Source organism: Ravibacter arvi, assembly GCF_039540405.1.
Lineage (GTDB): Bacteria > Bacteroidota > Bacteroidia > Cytophagales > Spirosomataceae > Ravibacter > Ravibacter arvi.
This window is the reverse complement of record NZ_BAABEY010000002.1, coordinates 357,639-377,305: the sequence shown is the minus strand read 5'-3', so window position 1 is coordinate 377,305 and position 19,667 is coordinate 357,639. Positions and strand designations below refer to the sequence as shown.

At 52.1% G+C, this 19,667-nt stretch carries 18 protein-coding genes; 7 read left to right on the top strand and 11 right to left on the bottom strand.

Features of this window, described 5'->3' with window-relative positions; all coding sequences use genetic code 11:
• Position 1 precedes the first annotated feature (1 nt).
• From ABD852_RS03025 to ABD852_RS03010, 4 genes are all read right to left on the bottom strand, one after another.
• Complete coding sequence (locus ABD852_RS03025) at positions 2-910, bottom strand: DMT family transporter (RefSeq protein ID WP_345026539.1); 909 nt, start codon at positions 908-910, stop codon at positions 2-4.
• Entirely contained in the window at positions 907-1,989 is a 1,083-nt protein-coding gene (locus ABD852_RS03020) for an LptF/LptG family permease (RefSeq protein ID WP_345026538.1), read from the bottom strand. The genes ABD852_RS03025 and ABD852_RS03020 overlap by 4 nt, the downstream gene beginning before the upstream one ends.
• 13 nt (positions 1,990-2,002) lie before the next feature.
• Positions 2,003-2,662 carry a metal-dependent transcriptional regulator gene (locus tag ABD852_RS03015; protein WP_345026537.1) on the bottom strand — a complete coding sequence of 220 codons (660 nt, stop codon included), beginning with the start codon at positions 2,660-2,662 and terminating at the stop codon, positions 2,003-2,005.
• Between the two features lie 128 nt (positions 2,663-2,790).
• On the bottom strand, positions 2,791-3,396 hold the full coding sequence (locus ABD852_RS03010; protein WP_345026536.1) for a hypothetical protein: 606 nt from the start codon (positions 3,394-3,396) through the stop codon (positions 2,791-2,793).
• A gap of 250 nt (positions 3,397-3,646) precedes the next feature.
• On the opposite strand from ABD852_RS03010, the gene ABD852_RS03005 reads away from it, so the two are divergent.
• From ABD852_RS03005 to ABD852_RS02990, 4 genes are all read left to right on the top strand, one after another.
• Positions 3,647-5,578 (top strand): KUP/HAK/KT family potassium transporter, encoded by a 1,932-nt coding sequence (locus ABD852_RS03005; protein ID WP_345026535.1) that lies wholly within the window; start codon positions 3,647-3,649, stop codon positions 5,576-5,578.
• A gap of 77 nt (positions 5,579-5,655) precedes the next feature.
• Positions 5,656-6,717, top strand: coding sequence for an NAD-dependent epimerase/dehydratase family protein (locus ABD852_RS03000; protein ID WP_345026534.1), 1,062 nt, complete (start codon positions 5,656-5,658; stop codon positions 6,715-6,717).
• 122 nt (positions 6,718-6,839) lie between these two features.
• Positions 6,840-7,676, top strand: coding sequence for an SMP-30/gluconolactonase/LRE family protein (locus tag ABD852_RS02995; protein ID WP_345026533.1), 837 nt, complete (start codon positions 6,840-6,842; stop codon positions 7,674-7,676).
• A 94-nt stretch (positions 7,677-7,770) separates the two neighbouring features.
• Entirely contained in the window at positions 7,771-8,679 is a 909-nt protein-coding gene (locus ABD852_RS02990; protein ID WP_345026532.1) for a hypothetical protein, read from the top strand.
• Between the two features lie 71 nt (positions 8,680-8,750).
• Here ABD852_RS02990 and ABD852_RS02985 read toward each other — a convergent pair whose 3' ends face one another.
• Genes ABD852_RS02985 through rbsK form a run of 3 tightly spaced genes read right to left on the bottom strand, consistent with a single transcriptional unit; the run spans position 8,751 to position 11,791 of the window.
• Positions 8,751-9,761 (bottom strand): nucleoside hydrolase, encoded by a 1,011-nt coding sequence (locus ABD852_RS02985; protein WP_345026531.1) that lies wholly within the window; start codon positions 9,759-9,761, stop codon positions 8,751-8,753.
• A gap of 59 nt (positions 9,762-9,820) precedes the next feature.
• Positions 9,821-10,825: a GRP family sugar transporter gene (locus tag ABD852_RS02980; protein ID WP_345026530.1), complete on the bottom strand. Its 1,005-nt coding sequence runs from the start codon at positions 10,823-10,825 to the stop codon at positions 9,821-9,823.
• 21 nt (positions 10,826-10,846) lie between these two features.
• On the bottom strand, positions 10,847-11,791 hold the full coding sequence (gene rbsK, locus ABD852_RS02975) for a ribokinase (RefSeq protein WP_345026529.1): 945 nt from the start codon (positions 11,789-11,791) through the stop codon (positions 10,847-10,849).
• 226 nt (positions 11,792-12,017) lie between these two features.
• Here rbsK and ABD852_RS02970 point away from each other — a divergent pair, with 226 nt between their 5' ends.
• The 3 genes from ABD852_RS02970 (at position 12,018) to ABD852_RS02960 (ending at position 15,790) form a co-directional block, all read left to right on the top strand.
• Positions 12,018-13,454: a hypothetical protein gene (locus ABD852_RS02970; RefSeq protein ID WP_345026528.1), complete on the top strand. Its 1,437-nt coding sequence runs from the start codon at positions 12,018-12,020 to the stop codon at positions 13,452-13,454.
• A 73-nt stretch (positions 13,455-13,527) separates the two neighbouring features.
• Complete coding sequence (locus ABD852_RS02965) at positions 13,528-14,805, top strand: replication-associated recombination protein A (RefSeq protein WP_345026527.1); 1,278 nt, start codon at positions 13,528-13,530, stop codon at positions 14,803-14,805.
• Positions 14,806-14,875: 70 nt separating this feature from the next.
• Positions 14,876-15,790 (top strand): ion transporter, encoded by a 915-nt coding sequence (locus ABD852_RS02960; protein WP_345026526.1) that lies wholly within the window; start codon positions 14,876-14,878, stop codon positions 15,788-15,790.
• 51 nt (positions 15,791-15,841) lie between these two features.
• Here the strand turns inward: ABD852_RS02960 and ABD852_RS02955 are convergent, their stop codons facing one another.
• The 4 genes from ABD852_RS02955 to ABD852_RS02940 all read right to left on the bottom strand — a co-directional run bounded on the left by ABD852_RS02955 (position 15,842) and on the right by ABD852_RS02940 (position 19,461).
• Entirely contained in the window at positions 15,842-16,726 is an 885-nt protein-coding gene (locus ABD852_RS02955) for a sugar phosphate isomerase/epimerase family protein (protein ID WP_345026525.1), read from the bottom strand.
• Between the two features lie 78 nt (positions 16,727-16,804).
• A complete protein-coding gene (locus ABD852_RS02950) occupies positions 16,805-17,599 on the bottom strand; it encodes an SDR family oxidoreductase (protein ID WP_345026524.1) in 795 nt (264 codons plus the stop codon).
• A 77-nt stretch (positions 17,600-17,676) separates the two neighbouring features.
• On the bottom strand, positions 17,677-18,702 hold the full coding sequence (locus ABD852_RS02945; protein WP_345026523.1) for a zinc-binding dehydrogenase: 1,026 nt from the start codon (positions 18,700-18,702) through the stop codon (positions 17,677-17,679).
• A gap of 54 nt (positions 18,703-18,756) precedes the next feature.
• A complete protein-coding gene (locus tag ABD852_RS02940) occupies positions 18,757-19,461 on the bottom strand; it encodes an orotidine 5'-phosphate decarboxylase / HUMPS family protein (RefSeq protein ID WP_345026522.1) in 705 nt (234 codons plus the stop codon).
• Positions 19,462-19,667 lie beyond the last annotated feature (206 nt).

Below are 19,667 nucleotides of genomic sequence, written 5' to 3'. Positions count from 1 at the left end.
TTTAGGAACCGGTAGTGGAACCGCGTTTCTCAAAACGAACCCAGAGGGGGTAGAGCAACACGGAAAGCAGGATAACGAAGGTACCCAGGTAAAAACCGCCGGTCATTCTTTCTTTCTCGCCAAAGATCCATACGGCCATGGCGATTCCATAAATGGGCTCCATGTTGACGGTCAGGTTCATCATAAAGGCGGTGAATGTTTTCATGAGACTGGCAGCCAGTGAATAACCGTAAACGGTACAAAGCAGGGTCAGGACCAGCAGGTACGGCCAGTCGCCCGGAGCAGGTAAAAATGGCTGGCCGGCGCCCCAGGGGGACAGCTGGAAGGCCAGCAATACCACGGCCGAAAAAATGGCCGCTCCCACCATTTCATACCCGGTTATCACCACGGCATCATATTTTTTGACGAGCCGGCTATTGGCAACCACAAACATGGAGGCTACCAGCGCGGCCAGCAGCGACGTAACCAGCCCGGCAAAATGATTGAACTCGAACTTAAAAATGATGTAGAGCCCGATCATAGCCAGGAATCCGAAGAACACATCACGCGGTTTGACCGGCCTTTTGTATACCAGCGGCTCCAGGATGCTGGTCCATAGTGAAGAAGTTGACATGCCCGCCAGGCACACGCTCACCGTTGAGATTCTTGCCGACAGGAAAAACAGCATCCAGTGAAGGGCCAGCAACGCACCCGTTCCAAAGAGGATCAAAGTAGATTTCGGGCCCATATTCCGCAATTCCTTTCGGAAATAAAGAACGCCGGAGAGCACAATGGCCGACAGGAAGGTACGGTAAAAAACCAACGCAACAGGCGACACCGAAATCACCGCGCCCAAAATGGCCGTCAGACTCCAGATTGCCACCAGGAAATGTAATTTCAGATATGAAAACAAAGTGGGAGACCCATTCATCGGGGAAGCGTTTTATAAAGAATAATGCCGATCAGGGAAAAGATGATGTTGGGCAGCCATACCGCCAATAGCGTGTTGATGTTCCCCGTTTCGGCGATCCCTTTTGACAGTAGGTAAAAAAGTATGTAAGCAAACGCCAGGAAAAAACCGAGCGCAATCTGAAGCCCGATTCCGCGGCGGCTTTTCCGCGCCGACACAATTACGCCTATGGCCGTCAGGATCATAATAGCGAACGGCTGCGTAAAACGGGTATATTTTTCAATCTGGTACACTTCCAGACCGTCCGAACCCCTGCTGATCAGCAGATCGATATGGTCGTTCAGCTCCGGTAGGGTAAAGGTTTCAAAAAGTTTGTAGGTATTTTCGAAGTCCTTGGGCTTCAGGTTCAGCGTAGTATCCATTTCTACGCCGTAGGTGAGCTGCTCACCCATGTCGGCGAGCGTACGGACCTTATAATTCTGAAGCTTCCACTTTTCCGTCTTGGGGTTCCATTCGATCTTTTCGGCCGAAAGCTTCTGCATCAGACGGTTTCCCCGGATGGTTTCAAGCGTAAACTTGTTGCCGGTCATGCTGACATTGTTGTAGCTTTCCATGTACGCATATACGTCCGGTGCGATTGTCAGGTGTACGTTGCGGTCGGAAAAGTAAAACTGGTCTTTGAGGTAAGTTACGGCAAATTTGTTCTTGACGGTGTTGGCTTTGGGAAGCACCCAGCCCACCACGTAAAAGGAAATGACGCTCAGGAAAAAGGCGCCGACGAGGTAGGGGAGGATGATCCTTCCGAAACTGATCCCGGTGCTCAACATCGCCACAATTTCAGTGCGGGCTGCTATTCGCGAAGTGAAAAACACCGTGGCAATAAACACCATCAGCGGGCTCAGGAAATTGATCCAGTAGGGGATTAGGTTAAAGTAATAGTCAAAAATGATCTCTTTTGCAGGCGCTTTGCGCTTGATGAAGTCATCCAGGTTCTCGGTATAGTCGATCATGCAAATGATCAGGGTGATCATCAGCGACGCGAAAACATACGTAATCAGCAGGTTTTTTATCAGGTATTTGTCGAGGATCCTGGGTTTCATCAGTCCGGGCAGATTAAGGTTGAACCAGCAAATGCCGGGCTACCTGGCTGGAAACAAAACAGTTCTTCCCGTTGTCAATCTGCAGCAGGTACGAATGGTCATAGGCATTGATGTCCAGCACCTCCAGGCCCGTGCCCAGGTTCAGATCGGCACTGTCAAGATATTGCAGAAAAGCCTGCGAATGATCCAGTACGCCCGTCAACGTAGCCTTCTGGCCCTTTTTTAGTTCTGAAAGCATCACATAGCCGGGCTCGGGCATGTTTCCTTTTGCATCCGGGATCGGATCGCCGTGAGGGTCGAAACGGGGATAATTCAGGTAGGCGTCAAGCCGCTCTACCAGCAGATCGGAAGAAATGTGCTCCAGCTCTTCCGCAATTTCATGGACTTCGTCCCAGCCGAAACCCAGTTTGTCAACCAGGAACGCCTCCCAGAGCCGGTGCTTCCGGATCACTTTCAAAGCCAGGTTTTCACCCATCGGCGTCAGGGTAACGCCCTGGTACCTTTTGTAGTGAATAAACCCTTTTTCAGCGAGCTTTTTTAGCATATCGGTCACCGAAGCGGCTTTGGTAGCGGTGCTTTCGGCGATGGCGCTTGTGCTCACCTCCAGCCCGTCTTTACCGGAAAGCGTGTGGATTATTTTTAAGTAGTTTTCTTCGGTGAAAGAATGTTGCATGTAAGAATCCGGTGTAAACCTTCGCCAAAATTAAGCTTAGTTTACAAAATTACGAAATGGTTCGCCCGCAGGGGCCGTCAATGATTTTCTGTAGCGGCAATCCGGCAACCGGCACGTGGCCCGCCCGGTTAAAGAAAACGAACTTTTATTTTGATGTCATGAGGAGCGGTTTCATCACCGCCAAAATAGGGGAAAAGGCGGTAGGAGGGGAGAATGCCACCGCCGGTACACTCGCGTGGTACCAGTTCTACGTGGTCATCCATGGTAAATTTGTATACGCTGTTTCCCTGGGAGTCTTCCGTGATTTCAATTTTGTAGCGGTGTATTTTCCCGATTTGCGCCACTCCCATGAGTTTTTCAGGGATCCTGACCCCGTTGGCGTACACATAGGTATAAATGCGGACTTCGCCTTCCATCCAGTTCCACCCCAACCGGGCGCTGGCTCCATGGTGATGCTGGTTGCAGTCGCTGAACCCCATCAGTTTGTTGATGTCATACTTATTACCCGGGTCAATGGTCTCATATCGGGCCGACTCGTCAAAAATCGCCTGGAAATCCAGCTTTTTTGCGTTCGATATTTTAATCGCGGCCGTCGTATTTTCAGCCTCGTGGTTGCCGGCCCTTATGGTGTAGGGGATAAAGTCGTCATCGAAATCGGGGCTGTTGCCAAACCAGTCGCACCCGGTAAGGCCCGTGCTCAATAACGCTGCAAAAAAAAATAGTCGGATTTTCATGGTCTTGCTTCAAAGGAACCCGGTTGCATAGATTCCGGATTATTGCCTGTAAAATTAACAAAAGAACCTGAATCGTTCCCGGGAAATTGTCCGCCTATAAAACGAACCCGCCGCAGATTGATTGTGATCCGGCGCCGGAAAAACCGCGCATTTCAGGCTTCACCCGCCTGCCTGAAAAAAATTAAAGATTACAGAACTTGGTGTTTTTGTGATGCACTTGCATAAATTTCGCTCGTTTTACTAAAGAAAAATGGAACGTAAAGACATTGACCGTGTCACCACCGGGGGGATGCTCATCGCTATTGGCATTATCTATGGCGATATCGGGACCTCTCCACTCTATGTGATGCCTGCCATTTTCGGCTCCAACAGGATCGTCGAAGAGCAGGTGATCGGCGCGCTTTCCTGTGTGGTCTGGACGCTTACTTTGCTGACAACCGTCAAGTACGTAACCTTTGTCATCCGGGCGGACAACAAGGGGGAAGGGGGAATTCTTACCCTTTTCGCGTTGATTCGCAGGCGCGCCGGGTGGCTGACCGTGCCGGCAATTCTGGGCGCCTGCGCCATGCTCGCCGACGGTGTCATTACTCCGCCGATCTCCGTAGCCTCGGCCGTAGAGGGGCTCAACATCAAGTTCCCCGGGTTGAATACGCTGCCCATTATTATCTCCATTCTTACTTTCCTGTTTTTGCTGCAGGCGTTCGGCACGGGCGTCGTAGGAAGGGCCTTCGGCCCGATCATGCTGATTTGGTTTTCGGTTCTCGGTATTTTCGGCGCCATGTACGTGGCATCCGATCCCACCGTGCTTAAAGCGCTGAATCCCTATTATGCCTACCATTTCCTGACCACTACGCCCCGTTCTTTCTGGTTGCTGGGTGCTATTTTTCTCTGTACGACCGGGGCGGAAGCGCTTTATTCAGACCTTGGCCATTGCGGACGCGGTAATATCAGGGGGAGCTGGGTGTTTGTAAAAACCATGCTCCTGCTGAACTATTTCGGGCAGGGGGCCTGGTTGATTGCCCACCAGGGGCAGCGGCTCGACGGAAGAAAACCTATTTTCGAGATCATGCCGGAATGGTTTCTGTGGCCAGGCATTTTTATTGCAACCGCGGCAGCCGTTATCGCAAGCCAGGCGATGATCACCGGTTCCTATACCCTGATCTCGGAAGCGATTCGCCTCAATTTCTGGCCGAAAGTAAAGCTGTTGTATCCCAGTACCGAGAAAGGTCAGCTCTATGTCCCCAGTATCAACTGGCTCCTTTACGCGGGCTGCCTGATCGTGGTGCTGTACTTCCGGCAGTCTTCAAAAATGGAGGCCGCCTACGGCCTGGCTATCACCATGACGATGGTCATGAATACGCTGCTGTTTTCATTCTATCTCTATGTGAAGCATGTCAAAAAGTGGCTGATCGCGCTTTTCTTCACTACCTACATATTTATTGAGGGTGCCTTCCTGCTGGCCAACCTGACCAAATTTACGCATGGAGGCTGGTTTTCGCTGCTACTCGCGCTTTCTCTTGCCGCCATTATGGTCATCTGGCTCCGGGCCTACTACATCAAACTGCGACTGACCGAGTTCACGCGCCTGGATGAGCACCTTACGCCCCTGAAGGAACTGAGCGACGACATCAGTATTCCCAAATACACAACGCACCTGGTGTTTATGACCAATGCCTCGCGCCGCAATGAAATTGAAAACAAAGTTATCTATTCCATTTTCCAGAAACGGCCCAAGCGGGCGGACATCTATTGGTTTGTGCACGTGGACACGCTCGACGATCCCTATACAATGGAATACAAAGTTGACTCTATTGTCCCCAACGACGTGGTAAAAGTGACATTCAGGCTTGGTTTCCGGGTGGAACAACGGATCAACCTGTATTTCCGGACCGTCGTGGAAGACCTGGTTAAAAACAAGGAGGTGGACATTACCAGCAGGTACGAATCGCTCAATAAGCAAAACCTCACCGGGGACTTCAGATTTGTAGTGTTGGAGCGGTTTCTTTCCTATGAAAATGACCTTCCGCTGCTCGAGCAGATTGTCATGAAATCTTACTTCGCGATCAAATCAATTACAACACCCGAAGACAAGTGGTTTGGACTGGACAGCAGCTCCGTCAAAATTGAAAAAGTGCCGCTGGTGATACGACCTTTCAGGAAAGTTGCGTTGAAACGCGTATAATGCCCGGGATGACTTATTTTTGCTTTTCTATTTTTTTCAATCAGCCGGCAGGTTATCCTGCTACAATTTAATTGCACATGAACATACTAATTACCGGTGGAGCAGGCTTTGTGGGGTCTTCTCTTGCAATAGCTTTGAAGACGACTTACCCCACCTACAAAGTCTTTGCGCTGGACAACCTGAAACGCCGCGGTTCCGAGCTGAATCTGAAAAGGTTGAAGGAGGTGGGCGTCGAATTCATTCACGGCGATATCCGGAACAAGGAGGATTTTGACGCCATTCCTGCTGTAGACGCCGTCATAGAGGCATCGGCAGAGCCTTCGGTGCTGGCCGGCCTGAACGGCACCCCCGACTACCTGATCAATACCAACCTGGTCGGCACGATCAACTGTTTGAACTTCAGCCTGAAACACAAGGCCAATTTTATTTTTTTATCGACCAGCCGCGTATACCCGATCAAAACCATCGAAACCCTTAATTTCGAGGAGCAGGAAACCAGGTTCGTACTCAGCGACCAGCAGCCGGTCGCCGGTGTTTCGGCAAAAGGTATCGCTGAAGACTTCCCGCTGAATGGAGCACGTTCTCTTTATGGCACTACCAAGCTGGCTTCGGAGCTGATCATACAGGAATACAATGAATTTTATGGTTTGAAAACGGTAATAGACCGTTTCGGCGTGATTACCGGCCCCTGGCAAATGGGGAAGGTGGATCAGGGGGTGATGGTTCTCTGGATCGCCAAACATTTTTTCAAACAGGAGCTCGGCTACTTCGGGTACGGCGGCACAGGGAAACAGCTCAGGGACATGCTGCACGTAGCGGATCTCTTCAGGTTGGTCGACTGGCAGCTTCATCACCTGGATCAGGTAAACGGCGAGATTTTCAATGCCGGCGGCGGCTGGAATTCCAGCGCCTCACTTCGCGAGCTGACCGCCATTTGCCAGGAAGTGACCGGGAACATAATCCCGGTTAAATCGGTACCTGAGACCCGGACTGCGGATATACGTCTCTATGTTACCGACAATACCAGGGTTACGCAGCGCACCGGCTGGGAGCCTGCCATCGGGATTAAGCAGATCGTAGAGGAGATCACCGCCTGGCTTGCGGAAAATGAAAAAGATCTTGCGCCGATTCTCAAATAACCGGCTGTAAGAACAGATGTTTTCCTACAGGGATTAGCGATTAAATTTCGGTTAACAGTTTTATTTATTGAGCAAAACAGATAGTTTTAAGTTCTTAACACTCAAACCATTCGGAGCAAACTATGAGACTTTACAAATATTGGGCCCTGCCGGCAATCGTTGCCGCGCTGTCCGCAACTGATGTAACCGGGCAACATTCACTGGAAAAACTATGGGAAACCGAATCGATTATACAGGTTCCCGAATCAGTATTGTACGACGGAGATCAGAAGGTATTGTATGTGTCGCAAATCGATGGCAAGGGCGGGGAAAGAGACGGGAAAGGCGGAATTGCTGTCCTGACACCCGACGGAAAAGTTAAAAACCTGGATTGGATTACCGGCCTTAACGCACCGAAAGGGCTTGGGAAGTACAAGGGGAAATTGTACATAGCCGATCTGGATGAAGTAGTCGTCGCCGACATCAAATCCGGTAAGATCTTAAGTAAAATTAAAGTTCCGGACGCCAAATTCCTGAACGATGTGACCGTTGATAAAGCCGGCAATGTGTATGTATCGGATTCGCAGACGAAAAACATCCATCTCATCAAAAATGATGCTTCTTCGGTTTATTTCGTAAGCGCCGAGCGCCCCAATGGCGTGCTTGCGCTGGGGAGTGACCTGCTTGTCCTGGACGCCGGTGCATTGTACCGGGTAGGGAAAGACAAAAAGGCGGTGAAACTCGCCGAAGGCATGGAAAAAAGTACCGACGGTATCGAGGAAGTCAAACCGGGAGAGTATATCGTTTCCTGCTGGGCAGGTGTGGTGTACTATGTAACGGCCAAAGGCGAAGTAACGCAGTTGCTGGATACCCGTGGTTCGTCCACCAACTCGGCTGACATCGGGTATGATGCCAAGAAAAAAATCGTGTATGTGCCGACATTCGCCAAAAACAGTGTTGTGGCCTATCAGCTGAAATAGCAGCTGCGCTGCATACGCGCGCCGGGAGGCAGATGCCTGTAGCAGGCCGCCCATCCAACTAAATTATTCCATTGCACTCTAACCATTTTACAATATGTCTGACAATCAAAACACCCCGGTCAATGAAGACGACTCCCTGGCGGAGCAAGCAAAGAACAAATTGGAAGAGGCAGCTGATCAAGCTGAAGCAGAAGTAAAAAATGCGGTTGAAAAAGCTGAAGAAGTTAGTGCGGCGAAGAAAGAGGAGCTGGCCGAAAAAGCTTCCGAAGTAAAAGAGGCGGTGGAAGAAAAGGTAGATGAATTAAAGGCTGAAGCGGCCCAGGCGAAGGAAAGCGCGGCTGATACGCTTCAAGACCTCGCTGCCGAGGCGAAAGAATCAGTTGAAGAAAAGGCAGGGGCTTTGAAAGCCGAAGCAGAAGCCGCAAAAGACTCACTTGGAGAAAAAGCAGCAGAAATAAAAGCAGGCGCCGCCGGCGCAGCAGCCGGTGTAGCGGATAAGCTCGCAGATTTGAAAGACGACGCCGCAGACAAGCTTCAGAATGCGCGCGAGGCAATAGGAGAGAAGTTCTCTGATCTGAAGGACGAAGCTTCTGAAAAATTTGACGAGGCGAAGGAAAAAGCGAGCGAGTTGTCGGCTGCAGCCTCCGGAAAACTGGCAGATCTTAAAGAAGATGCATCCGAAAAAATGGCGGAAGCCAGGGCCAAAGCAAATGAGCTGGCTGCAAAAGCATCGGAAAAGTTTGACGACCTGAAAGAAGAGGCCTCGGAAAAATTTGACGAAGCGAAAGAAAAAGCGGGTGAGCTGAAAGCGAAAGCAGCAGAAGAATTGGAAGAACTGAAAGAGGAAGCTGCAGAGAAGCTGGCCGCAGCAAAAGCAAAAGCCGCTGAACTTTCAAGGGAGGCTGCGGAAGGTTTCGATCACCTGAAAGACAACGCTGCTGAAGCCGCCGGTGAAGTCGGTAAAAAGGCGAAAGGCTTTTGGGCGAGGTTGTTCGGGAGATAACCGTCTGAAAAAATGCATTATAAAAAAGCCCCGGGTGAATCTTTCACCCGGGGCTTTTTTGCGAGGCTTGTTTACTTCTTCTGGTGGTGCATCAAAGCTTCGATCAGCGCCGTCACCTGCGGCACCGGCATGCGCGGGACCAGGTAGGCATGGGGGCCGGCCGGATCGTTCACCCAGCTGTTGTTCCCGCCCTTTGCTACATAGCGCCCTTTTTGAAGATCGTAATAAGGAGATGCCCCTTTAATGGCAACCAGTACCGCGGTCTGGTCCCAACTGTTTCTACCTGCGCTGTCCGATTTAGAAAAAGCAATTGCTTTCGCGTAAGCCGCTTTAACGGGAGAATCTACCGTCGCGTCATTGATAAGGGGAAGCCCCGTGATAACGTCCCGGCCGATCTCGAAGCCACTGAAAATAATTTCGGTAGGCCATTGTCCGAATACCTTTTCGGATGCCGTAGAATCCACAAAAACATTGTACTCCCGCCCTTCCGGGAATTTGCCGGCCATAGAAACCAGCCTTTTAACTTTCTTTCCGATCAGCTCTTTTCCCGAAAGCGGGCTGGCGGCATCAGGCGGAGACTCCAGGAGATTAGCCAGGTTCGTCAGGAAGCCCACGGTGATGATGGTAACGCTGGTGTCAGGCTGGAGGGCCAGTACCTCGCGATAGGTCCTGGTAGCATCAGGCACTTCGGCGCCCGGCTGCGCCTGATGCGGGTATTTCTCCACCAGTAGCTGCGGCCATCCCTGCGGTGAGGTCATATTGGGTGCCCCCGCACTTTTGGGGCCGCCGGTTGGCAGATGCGGCCTGCCGAAATAAGTATTGAGCACGTCGATGACGGGCACGGTAAATTCGTTTGCGTTGCTGGCGACTACTGCCACCGGCATCGCGTATCCGCTGTCGGCCAATGCATGCAGGACGGCCATTGCCCCTACGTCGTCATAGTCGGGGCCGATGTCCGTATCCAGGATAACCGGAACAGCTGACGGCGTTTCTTTTGCCGCACTGGAGTTGGACGACGGCCCGCAGGCATTCAGCAGGCCCAGGGTAACCAGGCAGCCGAGGGAAATACGTTTGAATTGCATGTTGTAAAAAGTTAAGTCCCGTAACGGGTGTGTCGGATTCGATAAAAACCTTATAAATATTACTCGCCGGCAAGGATAATGATGCCTAAGCCACACAAAAATGCCACAAACATGAGGAAAATAAGCGGTTTGACAGCGGCATTGCCGCCTTTGAATTCTTTCCAGACCAACACCCCCCAAAGTGCGGCCACCAGGGTGGCGCCCTGTCCGAGGCCATAGGAAATTGCGGGCCCGGCTTTACCCGCGGCAATCAGGTTCAGCAGGTTGCCCAGCCCCCAGATACAGCCGCCGAGTAAGCCTACCAGGTGCGCCCCGGCAGGCCCGTTGAAATACTCCCGGTAGGAAATAGGCGGTCCTTCCAGCGGCTTCCGCATCAGGTAGCTGTTAAACAGCAGGTTGCTTGCCAGGATGCCGGCTGAAAAAATAACGAATGCGGTATATGGGGTCATTTTGCCTGTTGCCGGCGCTATAAAATTTTCAAGGTCCATCCCGGCTGCAACGAACGGGTAGAAGGTCGACATCAGAATACCCGCGACTACCGAAACCCCCACCCATTTTCCAACCGATTTTTTCAAGCCCGGCGCCTGGAGCTTCCCGTAAGCCAGTGCGTTGAGTACAATTGCAAGCGTTACCAAAGCTACCCCGGTAAACAGAAGGGTAGGATCTCCTTTGCTCAGCAAAATGTAGTTAATGACCACCCCGATCACCAGCGCCAGGCCGATTCCTATGGGGAATGCAACGGCCATACCGGCAGAAGCAATGGCAGCGGTCAGGAGAATATTGGCCAGGTTGAAAACGATGCCGCCGATGAAAGCACTTCTGATATTAGCTGCTTCTGCCTGGGCCAGGTCTTCCATGAAGGGCCGGCCGGCCTCGCCGATGCTTCCCAGCGTGAATGCGCCGAGCAGGGAAAACAGGAAGATGCCGATTACATAATCCCAGTAAAAAAGCTCAAACCGCCAGTTGTCTTTAACCAGCTTTTGGGTGTTGGCCCAGGAGCCCCAGCACAGCATCGTGATCAGGCAGCAGAAAATAGCGACGGGGTATTCTTCGACAATAAACATGATACGGCTTCAGTTGTAAGGTTAGGCAACAGGGAAATCGGACGATGTAGACAAAGTGATAGCTTCCAATTCTTTCCGGGTGGGCAATGAGCTCTGTGCCCCCATGCGCGTGACGCTTATCGCTGCGGCTTTTGCGGCAAAACGGGCGGCAGAAAGGAGATCCTGGCCTTCGGAGAGGGCAACAGCCAGTGCGCCGTTGAAGCAATCACCGGCCGCAGTGGTGTCTACCGCCGACACCGGGATGGCCGGAATGATGCACTCGTGGTCATCCGATTTCACGTAAGCACCTTTCGGGCCCATTGTAATCACCACGTTCCGGCAACCGGTTGATCTTAGCTGATGGGCCGCCTTTGCTGCAGATGCTGAGTCATGTACCTTGATTCCGGTGAGCAGCCCCGCTTCCGTTTCATTGGGGGTAATCAGGAATAGCCGGCCAAGGGTTGTTTCGGGCATAGGCTGTGCCGGCGCAGGGTTCAGGATTACCCTTGCGCCCAGCGCTTCGCTCTCCCGCACAACGTGGTGCACCACCTCTACCGGGATTTCCAGTTGGATGAGTACCGTGTCGCCCTTTTTCAATTGATTGAGCGCGTGCTGCACGTCTGCCACCGTAAGCGCTGCATTGGCGCCCGGCGCTACCGAGATGGAGTTTTCCCCGTGCGCATCTACGTTAATGAGAGCTACGCCGGAAGGAAGTTTGGGGTCGGTAGCCACGTGTTCTATACGGATATTCTCCCGTTTGAATTGCTGGATCGCCTGTTTCCCGAAAAGATCATTGCCGGTTTTTCCGACAAAATAAACCTGGCCGCCGAGCCGTGCAGCGGCAACTGCCTGGTTGGCCCCTTTTCCACCGGGATTCATCAGGAAATCGCCGCCGATTACCGTTTCGCCGGGACTTGGCAGCTTGTCGGCCTTCACAACCATATCGGTGTTGGAACTGCCTACCACATAAATTGCAGAATGGGTCATAGGGTCTCGAATTAAAAATCATTCAAAACTATGTCAATGCAGGGAAAGAATAGCACTAAAAAAAATGGAAATAGCTATTTTTGAGGGGTTAGGTATGAGTTGTGAGGTGTGAGGTGTGAGGGGATGGGATCTAAGCAAATGAAGCTGATTTCTGATTTTCGATAGCCGACTTCAACCCCAAACCCCAAACCTCACACCTCAAACCTCACACCTAATAGCTATTTCTATGCTCCCACTTGGTGAACTATATGAGTTAATTCAGTCGCTGGATAAAAGTGAAAAGCGACATTTTAAACTGCAAATAGGGGGAAAGGCGAACAAGACGGCGTACGGGACTTTATACAGGCTGCTGGAGGCTGCACCGGCATGGGGGAGCGGGTTGAAGTCGGAATTGTCAGCCAATTTTACGCAGGCGCAGCTGGAAATAGCCCGGAAACATCTGAGTAAGGTGCTCACGCGTGCCCTGGGTAACTACCATATGGGGACTGACCCTGAAGCCGTATTGTGGGAGAAATACACCCAGGCTAAGCTCCTGTTTAAAAAGGGGTTGGGCGCAGCGTCCCGGCGGCATATTGTCCAGGGAAAGGAAATGGCGCAGCGGTACAACCACGCTCATTTTTTGGGTATGTTTTGCGAACTGGAACTGGCTTATGGGGCTACGGAAAAGTTCGCCGGGTGGCGTGAAGAGGAAGTGATTGCCGTCAATGAAAGCGCTAAAAGCAGTGCCCGGGATCACGAGGCCGCACGTGAACACGCTTTCCTCTACAATCTGCTGCTTTGCCGCTACTGGAAAAACGGCGCCGTGCAAAGCCAGCGTGAGCGGATGCAACTGAATGACATTATGCTGGAGGAGCATCAGATTATGGTGCGCCAAAAGGAAACGTTTGCATCCGGTAAACTGCACCTGCATTTCCAGTCGGTCTTTTTTATGATGACGGGCGATCTTGACGGCAGTCTGAAGGTGTTCTACGACCTTGACGATTTTTTTCAGCGGCACCGTACGGAGTGGGGCCGTGAACCGGTCGACTACGTGCGCTTTCTGCAGGACGTGCTGGAAACGCTCCGTCGTTTTGGTCGATTCGAAGAAATGCGGCATTTCGAGGCCAGGCTGGAAGAAATTGTGGCCCGCTTTCAACCGCTCCGGCAGAAAATTACACTGCTCCTGGCAGAGAACAGGCTGCACGTTGCCCTGGCGCAGGGAGTAGACCCGAGGCAGCTTCCGATGTCGGTCCTTCCGGAAACCGGGCTGGATAAAATACCGCAACAGGATTTGCTGCAGGGCTGGTTTACGCTTGCGCGTGCACATCTGGCCCGGAAAGAAGCCGGCGAGGCCCTTCGGATGGTCAACCGGCTTTTGTCCGTTTCTCCTGCAGCGCTCGGTAAGATGAATGCGTCCAAGTGCCGGATGATGCGCTTGATGGTCCACCAGGCCCTGCAGAACCGCGACTACCTGCATTATGAGATCAGATCGGTGGAGCGGAAAATGAAACTGGAAGACTCCTGGTACCCGGCGGAAAAGCTGGTGGTAGATTATCTGAAACATTGGCTTGCCTTCAGGCCTTTTAACCGGTCCAGGGACGAAATTCTAAAAACACTCCAGGACCCGTATGCGCAGGCGATGGTGTCGGAGTTGGGACTGAAAAACTGGCTGAAGATAACGTGAAACCACCTTCATTTGCTCGCGACGGATTCTTGGGCTAAATTGCCCGGGATACCAGACTGTGGAGAAAAAAATTATGCAGCCCCATCTTGATTCCGCACCGCTTGCCGAACGTTTAAGGCCCAAATCACTGGACGACTATATAGGCCAGGAGCATCTGCTTGGTAGGAACGGGCCGCTTCGCAAGGCGATTGAAAACAATATTATACCTTCGATGATCCTGTGGGGCCCTCCGGGAACGGGGAAGACTACGCTGGCCCTGATGATATCGGAGATCGTCAAGCGGCCTTTTTATAGCCTCAGTGCCATCAATTCGGGTGTAAAAGAACTGCGCGAGGTGCTGTCCAGGCCCAGCGGCCTTTTTTCGCCGATCCTGTTCATCGATGAAATTCACCGCTACAACAAGAGCCAGCAGGATGCCCTGCTCGGCGCAGTTGAAAAGGGCCAGGTTACGTTTATCGGCGCTACAACGGAGAATCCCTCCTTCGAAGTCAATTCGGCGTTATTGTCCCGGTGCCAGGTGTACGTGCTGGAAGCCTTCGGAATGGATGAGCTCACCGCCCTCGTACAGCGTGCATTGGTAAAAGACCCCTGGCTGAAGAGCAAGCAGGTCCGGATCGAATCGTACGACGCTTTGTTCAGGGTATCCGGCGGTGATGGCCGGAAGCTGCTGAATCTGCTTGAACTTGTGGTGCTGAACCAGGGAGACGCCGAGGAGGTGGTAATTACCGACGAATTGGTGATGCAGGTCGCGCAGAAACAGATTGCGCGATACGACAAGGCCGGTGAGCAACATTATGACATCATTTCTGCCTTCATCAAATCGTTGCGGGGAAGCGACCCCAACGGAGCGCTTTACTGGATGGCGCGGATGATTGTAGCGGGGGAAGATCCGGAATTCATAGCAAGGCGCATGCTTATCATGGCTTCGGAGGACATCGGGAACGCTAACCCGACCGCCGTCATCATGGCCAACGACTGCATGCAGGCCGTGAAGGCAATCGGCTACCCGGAATGCCGGATCGTACTTTCCCAGGTTGCGGTTTACCTGGCCACATCACCCAAAAGCAATGCTTCTTATGAAGCGATCGGGAAAGCCCTGGCACTTGCCGAAAAGACGATGCACCTGCCGGTTCCCCTCCATCTCAGAAATGCGCCTACGAGGTTGATGAAGCAGCTGGGGTACGGAAAGGGGTACCACTACGCCCATGACTACGAAGGGAATTTCGTCCAGGAGAATTTTCTTCCGGAAGAGCTGAAAGGCACCCTTTTATATGAGCCCGGTAAAAATGCAAGGGAAGATGAGATCCGGAAGAAAATGCAGCACCTCTGGCAGGATTGGTACAAATATTAACCGCCACGAACAAAGGCTGTGACATGAGAAGGCACGGGACGGAGAATCACACGTTGAAGCCAGGATTTACATGCTAAAAAAAATAAAAAGGCCGGTCAGCAAACTGGAGGCATTCAGAAAACGGGTGTACGTAATCATTTACGGCATAGACACCCGCGCGGGCAAAGCGTTTGACATAGGCCTTCTGATTGCCATACTGCTCAGTGTTTTCACGATTATGCTGGAAACGGTAGAAGGCGTGAACCAGGTTTTCCACCAGGAACTGACCATTCTGGAATGGGTCTTCACCATTCTTTTTACGTTGGAATTCGCACTTCGGATTTTTGTCAGCGACAAGCCGTTCAAGTACATTTTCAGCTTCTACGGACTGATTGATTTTCTGTCGATCCTGCCGATGTTCCTTTCCGTTTTTATCATAGGAAGCCAGGTGCTGACCAGTCTTAGAATACTGCGGCTGCTCCGTTTGTTCAGGGTTTTGCGGCTAATGGAGTTTATGGAGGAGTCTTCCAAGCTGAAACTGGCTTTGCTGGCCAGCAGGGCCAAAATCATGGTATTCCTTTATACGGTGTTGATTATCTCCGTCCTGATCGGTACGCTGATGTATTATGTGGAAGGGCCGGATAACGGCTTTACGAGTATTCCCAGAAGTGTTTTCTACACCATCGTTACGCTGACTACGGTAGGCTATGGTGACATGGTACCCTCAACGGCGATCGGGCAGTTTCTGTCGATGGTCCTGATGGTGACCGGTTATGGTATTATTGCCGTTCCTACGGGCATAGTCGGCGCAGAAATGGTAAAAGGAGCGGCGAGAGGCCGTGAGAAAGGAAGACGCCAGGTTCAGAATAATGACCTGCACCTGCTTAATGGGCTGGTCTGTCCGCACTGCGGCAAAGACGACCACCGGGAAGATGCTGACTATTGCTATCATTGCGGTTACCAGCTCCACGATGAAAATGCCGGGGCCGACCCGGATAAAAAGTAAAATCGCCCGGTTGCAGGTAATTGCCCCGGGCGACTCGGTAAGCGAAGCCTGCTACGGCCAGTATTGCGAAATTTTCTTTCTCAGGAATGCTACGCTTCTTTCGAGCTGGTCCATTCCGTCTACTCCGTCCTCGATACTGATCCAGTTGTCGAACCCGACACGCTTCAGCTCTGTAAAGATGGCATCGTAATCGTTTAGTCCCTTACCGATTTCACCATGGCTCAGGCGCTTGGCGTAACCTTGCGCGCCGCCTTCTTCTTTCCGCAGGTCCTCAATGGTTCCTTCCTTCAGGTAGCGGTCGCTGGCGTGCATGGTTACCACGCGGCCCGAGACCTTTTTCAGTAATTCAATCGGGTCTTCGCCGGCAAGATAGGTGTTGCTCGGATCGTAATTGACACCAAAATAAGGGTGGTGGATCTTGTCGACCAGGCGGCTGAAAATATCCATTTTCTGTGCGAATTCAGGGTATTCCCAGAAGTCGTCTTTATAATGGTTTTCTATTATCAGGGTCACGCCACGGGCTTCTGCGTAGGGGAGGCACGCTTCGATACATTCCGCGGCCAGGTCAATGCCCTGCTCAATTGACAGTTCCGGCCTTTTTTGCCCGGACAAAACCCGGCAATAGGAACCACCCAGCGCATGGGTCATGTCGATCCAGAACTTTTCCTTTTCAATTTCGTTCTGTCGGAAGCCCTTGTCCGGATGGGTGAAATCCGGTGAGCAGCACATCATCGGGATCGTCTTCCCATGGCTTTCCACCTGCTGGCGAAACCCCCCCCAATTGCGGTCGTCTGCCATTTCCAGGAAACCGGCATACCACTCCAGGCCTTCAATGTCCAGTTTAACGGCGAGTTCTATCCATTCAGACAGCTTCATCGAGCCGTCTTTGCACAGTGCTTGCATAAAAGCCTTCGGAAAGGCTGCTAACTTTGGCATGTTATTGTTGCTTAATTTTCAAAATTTCACTTGCTAATAACCCTCACACCTCACCCCTCATACCTCACCCCCCAAACCTCACCCCTCAAAAACACTCATATCCTTCGGAGGGTTACGCCCGATCAGCGGATGCTGTTCCAGCTCCACTACCTGGGCGCTGATGGGGCCGCTTTCATCCGACAGCCAGAATATAGCGGCGGCAGCAATTTCTTCGGGCCTCAGGATACGGCCTGCGGGAGCGTAAACCTTGGGCAGCTTGGTTTCCCAATCGTCAGAAAAACCTTCTTCGCGCTTGATCCTGATTTCATTTTCGGTCAGCACCCAGCCGGGATTGATCTGGTTGACGCGCACATGGTTCTCCCGGTTCAGGGTATCTCCCAAATTACGGGTGAGGGTTTGGAGCGCGCCTTTTGAAATACTGTACGCCAGCAAATTCGGTTCGCCGCAGTAGGCATTTACCGATCCGATATTGAGCACGGCTCCGCGGGTTTCGGTAAGGTGCGGAAGCGCCGCCTGGATGAGGGAAAAGGGAGCAATGGTGTTGATTTCCAGTATGCTCCGCAAAAAAGGCAGGGTAGTCGAATGGATGTCCGATCCTTTTACCAGTGCTGCGTTGTTGACTACGGCGTCAAGCTTGCCAAAAGCCTGCAGCGCTATGGCCACCAGCCGCTCGGCGGCTCCTTCGCGGGTCAGATCTTCAATGTGCAGCACCGCGCGGTCATTGCCCATTTCAGAGACCAATTCCTTCCCGGGGGCTTCATCAAGACCGTGAATGACAACTTTAGCTCCTTCCGATACCGCTTTCCGGGCGATGGCCTTGCCAATACCGGTACAGCTTCCGGTGATGATAATCACCTTATTTTTTAGTCTCATGGTCAGTTTGGGTAACGTAAGCAATGGCGAACGCCGGAACGTTCGCCATTGTCAGGAATTCCTCTTTGGGGAAATGACTATACCGGGCGCAATACGCTTTTTACGACATCACCGTGGTGCATTTTTTCGAACGCCTCCCTCCATTCCGTGATAGGCCAGACGCCGCCGATGATCGGTTTGACGTCCAGTTTTCCGCTTGAAAGAAGAGCAATAACGCGCTCCCAAATCGGCCAGTTGTGGCTAAAGCTCCCTTGGAGCGTTACGTTTTTCTGAACAAGCGGGTCAAGATTGAAGCCCAGGGGCTGAGGGCCCCAGCCAACCTTGGAGATATGGCCGTTCGGACGGACCCACTCCAGTGCCAGCTTTAATGTGGCGCTGGCGCCTGCCGCGTCGATAATGCAATCTGCGCCCAGACCGTCTCTTTCGAAGGCCCACTCGCGCGCATTGCCCACAATACCGGTCACGCCGTATTGTTCTGCGATGGCAAGCCTGCCGCGATCCGCTTCAAGGCCTACGATGGCGACGTCAGCTCCGCACAATGCCGCCATGGCAGCGCAGAGAATCCCGATGGTACCTGGCCCCAATACGATGACACGGTCCCCGGGTTTGATATGACTGTTGCTCACAACCGCGCTGTAGGCTACACAGCAAGGCTCCGTGAGGCAGGCCTGTTCAAACGGAAGGGCATCGGGCACTTTGTGCAATATGCGTGACGGCACGCTTACAAAGCGGGTCATGGCCCCGTTGACACCGTAGCCAAATCCTTTACGGGTCGGGTCAAGGTTGTAGAGTCCCTGGCGGGTCATGGGGTTATTCTGATCGATAATAGCCGCAGTTTCACTGACTACACGGTCGCCTTCCTTCCAGCCTTTCACGTTTTTTCCTACCGCGTAAATGTTGCCGCCAAATTCATGGCCCAAAACAACGGGGTAGTTCACCGGCCAGCTATGGTCAGCCGTCCATTGGTGAAGATCGCTGCCGCAAACCCCGACATTGGCTACTTCCAACAGAACGTCATCGTCGCCTATTTCCGGTCTTTCAATTTCTCTGATTTCCACAGACCCCTTCTCGGGGGCATAATTAACAACTGCTGCTGACTTCATACGGTTTTAAAGGTTGCTTCTCTGCAAGCACGAATAAATGGGTTTGAATCTGTTTTATTTGCCGACGGCAACATCACCGTATGCATGAATTTTTTCGCAAATGAGGCGAAGCGACGCTTCCAGGTCTCCGTCAGCGGTTTTGAAAGCATCTGCGTCGATAGTCAACGGGGCGCCCAAAACTACCAGGGGAGCGCCGAATTCGGGGCACCTGATGGCTTGCTCAAGGGTAAGACCGCCAACGGCCTGCACCGGTATATTGACCGCTCCGACGACTTCCTTCAATTGGTCGAGGGGACTGGGCATTCTCCGTCCTTTTGCGGCGATTCCTCTTCTTTCGTCGTAGCCAATGTGGTGGATGATGTAGTCGCAGCCCAAATCTTCAAGCCATTTTGCACCGGCTACCATGTCTTCGCAGCCCAGGTTATCGCCCATTACCTTCACGCCGTAGTCCTTCCCGGCCTGGACCACGCAGTGAATGGTTTCTTCATGCGCACGCGCCATTACCACTACATGGGTAGCGCCGGCTTTTGCCATCATTTCTGCTTCCAGGTATCCCCCGTCCATGGTCTTCAGATCGGCAACGATGGGAACATCGGGGAATGCTTCTCTAAGTTTACGGACGCCGTGCAGCCCTTCCGCCAGGATGAGCGGTGTACCGGCTTCCAGCCAATCCACTCCGGCCCGCATGGCCATGGCGGCAGTTTCCAAAGCTTCGTCGATGTTCGTGAGGTCAAGAGAAATCTGGACTATTGGTTTCATTTTTTGAATAATTGATTGGTGTAAATTACAAAAAGATCGATGGTTTTCAACAAAGAAAAGTCAACGGAACATTTACTGAAATGATCCGGAAGACGAGAAATATTAATAAATTGATCATGCAATTGGCGATCGGATTTCTCCACTGACGGGCATGTCTGCAATGGTATTTTTTATACGCCTGTAAGTATTAATAGGGCTATTAAGTT

Bases quoted from the DNA above. Each gene is read 5' to 3' on its own strand.
- ABD852_RS03025 (WP_345026539.1), bottom strand. From the start codon at position 910: ATGAATGGGTCTCCCACTTTGTTTTCATATCTGAAATTACATTTCCTG.
- ABD852_RS03020 (WP_345026538.1), bottom strand. From the start codon at position 1,989: ATGAAACCCAGGATCCTCGACAAATACCTGATAAAAAACCTGCTGATT.
- ABD852_RS03015 (WP_345026537.1), bottom strand. From the start codon at position 2,662: ATGCAACATTCTTTCACCGAAGAAAACTACTTAAAAATAATCCACACG.
- ABD852_RS03010 (WP_345026536.1), bottom strand. From the start codon at position 3,396: ATGAAAATCCGACTATTTTTTTTTGCAGCGTTATTGAGCACGGGCCTT.
- ABD852_RS03005 (WP_345026535.1), top strand. From the start codon at position 3,647: ATGGAACGTAAAGACATTGACCGTGTCACCACCGGGGGGATGCTCATC.
- ABD852_RS03000 (WP_345026534.1), top strand. From the start codon at position 5,656: ATGAACATACTAATTACCGGTGGAGCAGGCTTTGTGGGGTCTTCTCTT.
- ABD852_RS02995 (WP_345026533.1), top strand. From the start codon at position 6,840: ATGAGACTTTACAAATATTGGGCCCTGCCGGCAATCGTTGCCGCGCTG.
- ABD852_RS02990 (WP_345026532.1), top strand. From the start codon at position 7,771: ATGTCTGACAATCAAAACACCCCGGTCAATGAAGACGACTCCCTGGCG.
- ABD852_RS02985 (WP_345026531.1), bottom strand. From the start codon at position 9,761: ATGCAATTCAAACGTATTTCCCTCGGCTGCCTGGTTACCCTGGGCCTG.
- ABD852_RS02980 (WP_345026530.1), bottom strand. From the start codon at position 10,825: ATGTTTATTGTCGAAGAATACCCCGTCGCTATTTTCTGCTGCCTGATC.
- rbsK (WP_345026529.1), bottom strand. From the start codon at position 11,791: ATGACCCATTCTGCAATTTATGTGGTAGGCAGTTCCAACACCGATATG.
- ABD852_RS02970 (WP_345026528.1), top strand. From the start codon at position 12,018: ATGCTCCCACTTGGTGAACTATATGAGTTAATTCAGTCGCTGGATAAA.
- ABD852_RS02965 (WP_345026527.1), top strand. From the start codon at position 13,528: ATGCAGCCCCATCTTGATTCCGCACCGCTTGCCGAACGTTTAAGGCCC.
- ABD852_RS02960 (WP_345026526.1), top strand. From the start codon at position 14,876: ATGCTAAAAAAAATAAAAAGGCCGGTCAGCAAACTGGAGGCATTCAGA.
- ABD852_RS02955 (WP_345026525.1), bottom strand. From the start codon at position 16,726: ATGCCAAAGTTAGCAGCCTTTCCGAAGGCTTTTATGCAAGCACTGTGC.
- ABD852_RS02950 (WP_345026524.1), bottom strand. From the start codon at position 17,599: ATGAGACTAAAAAATAAGGTGATTATCATCACCGGAAGCTGTACCGGT.
- ABD852_RS02945 (WP_345026523.1), bottom strand. From the start codon at position 18,702: ATGAAGTCAGCAGCAGTTGTTAATTATGCCCCCGAGAAGGGGTCTGTG.
- ABD852_RS02940 (WP_345026522.1), bottom strand. From the start codon at position 19,461: ATGAAACCAATAGTCCAGATTTCTCTTGACCTCACGAACATCGACGAA.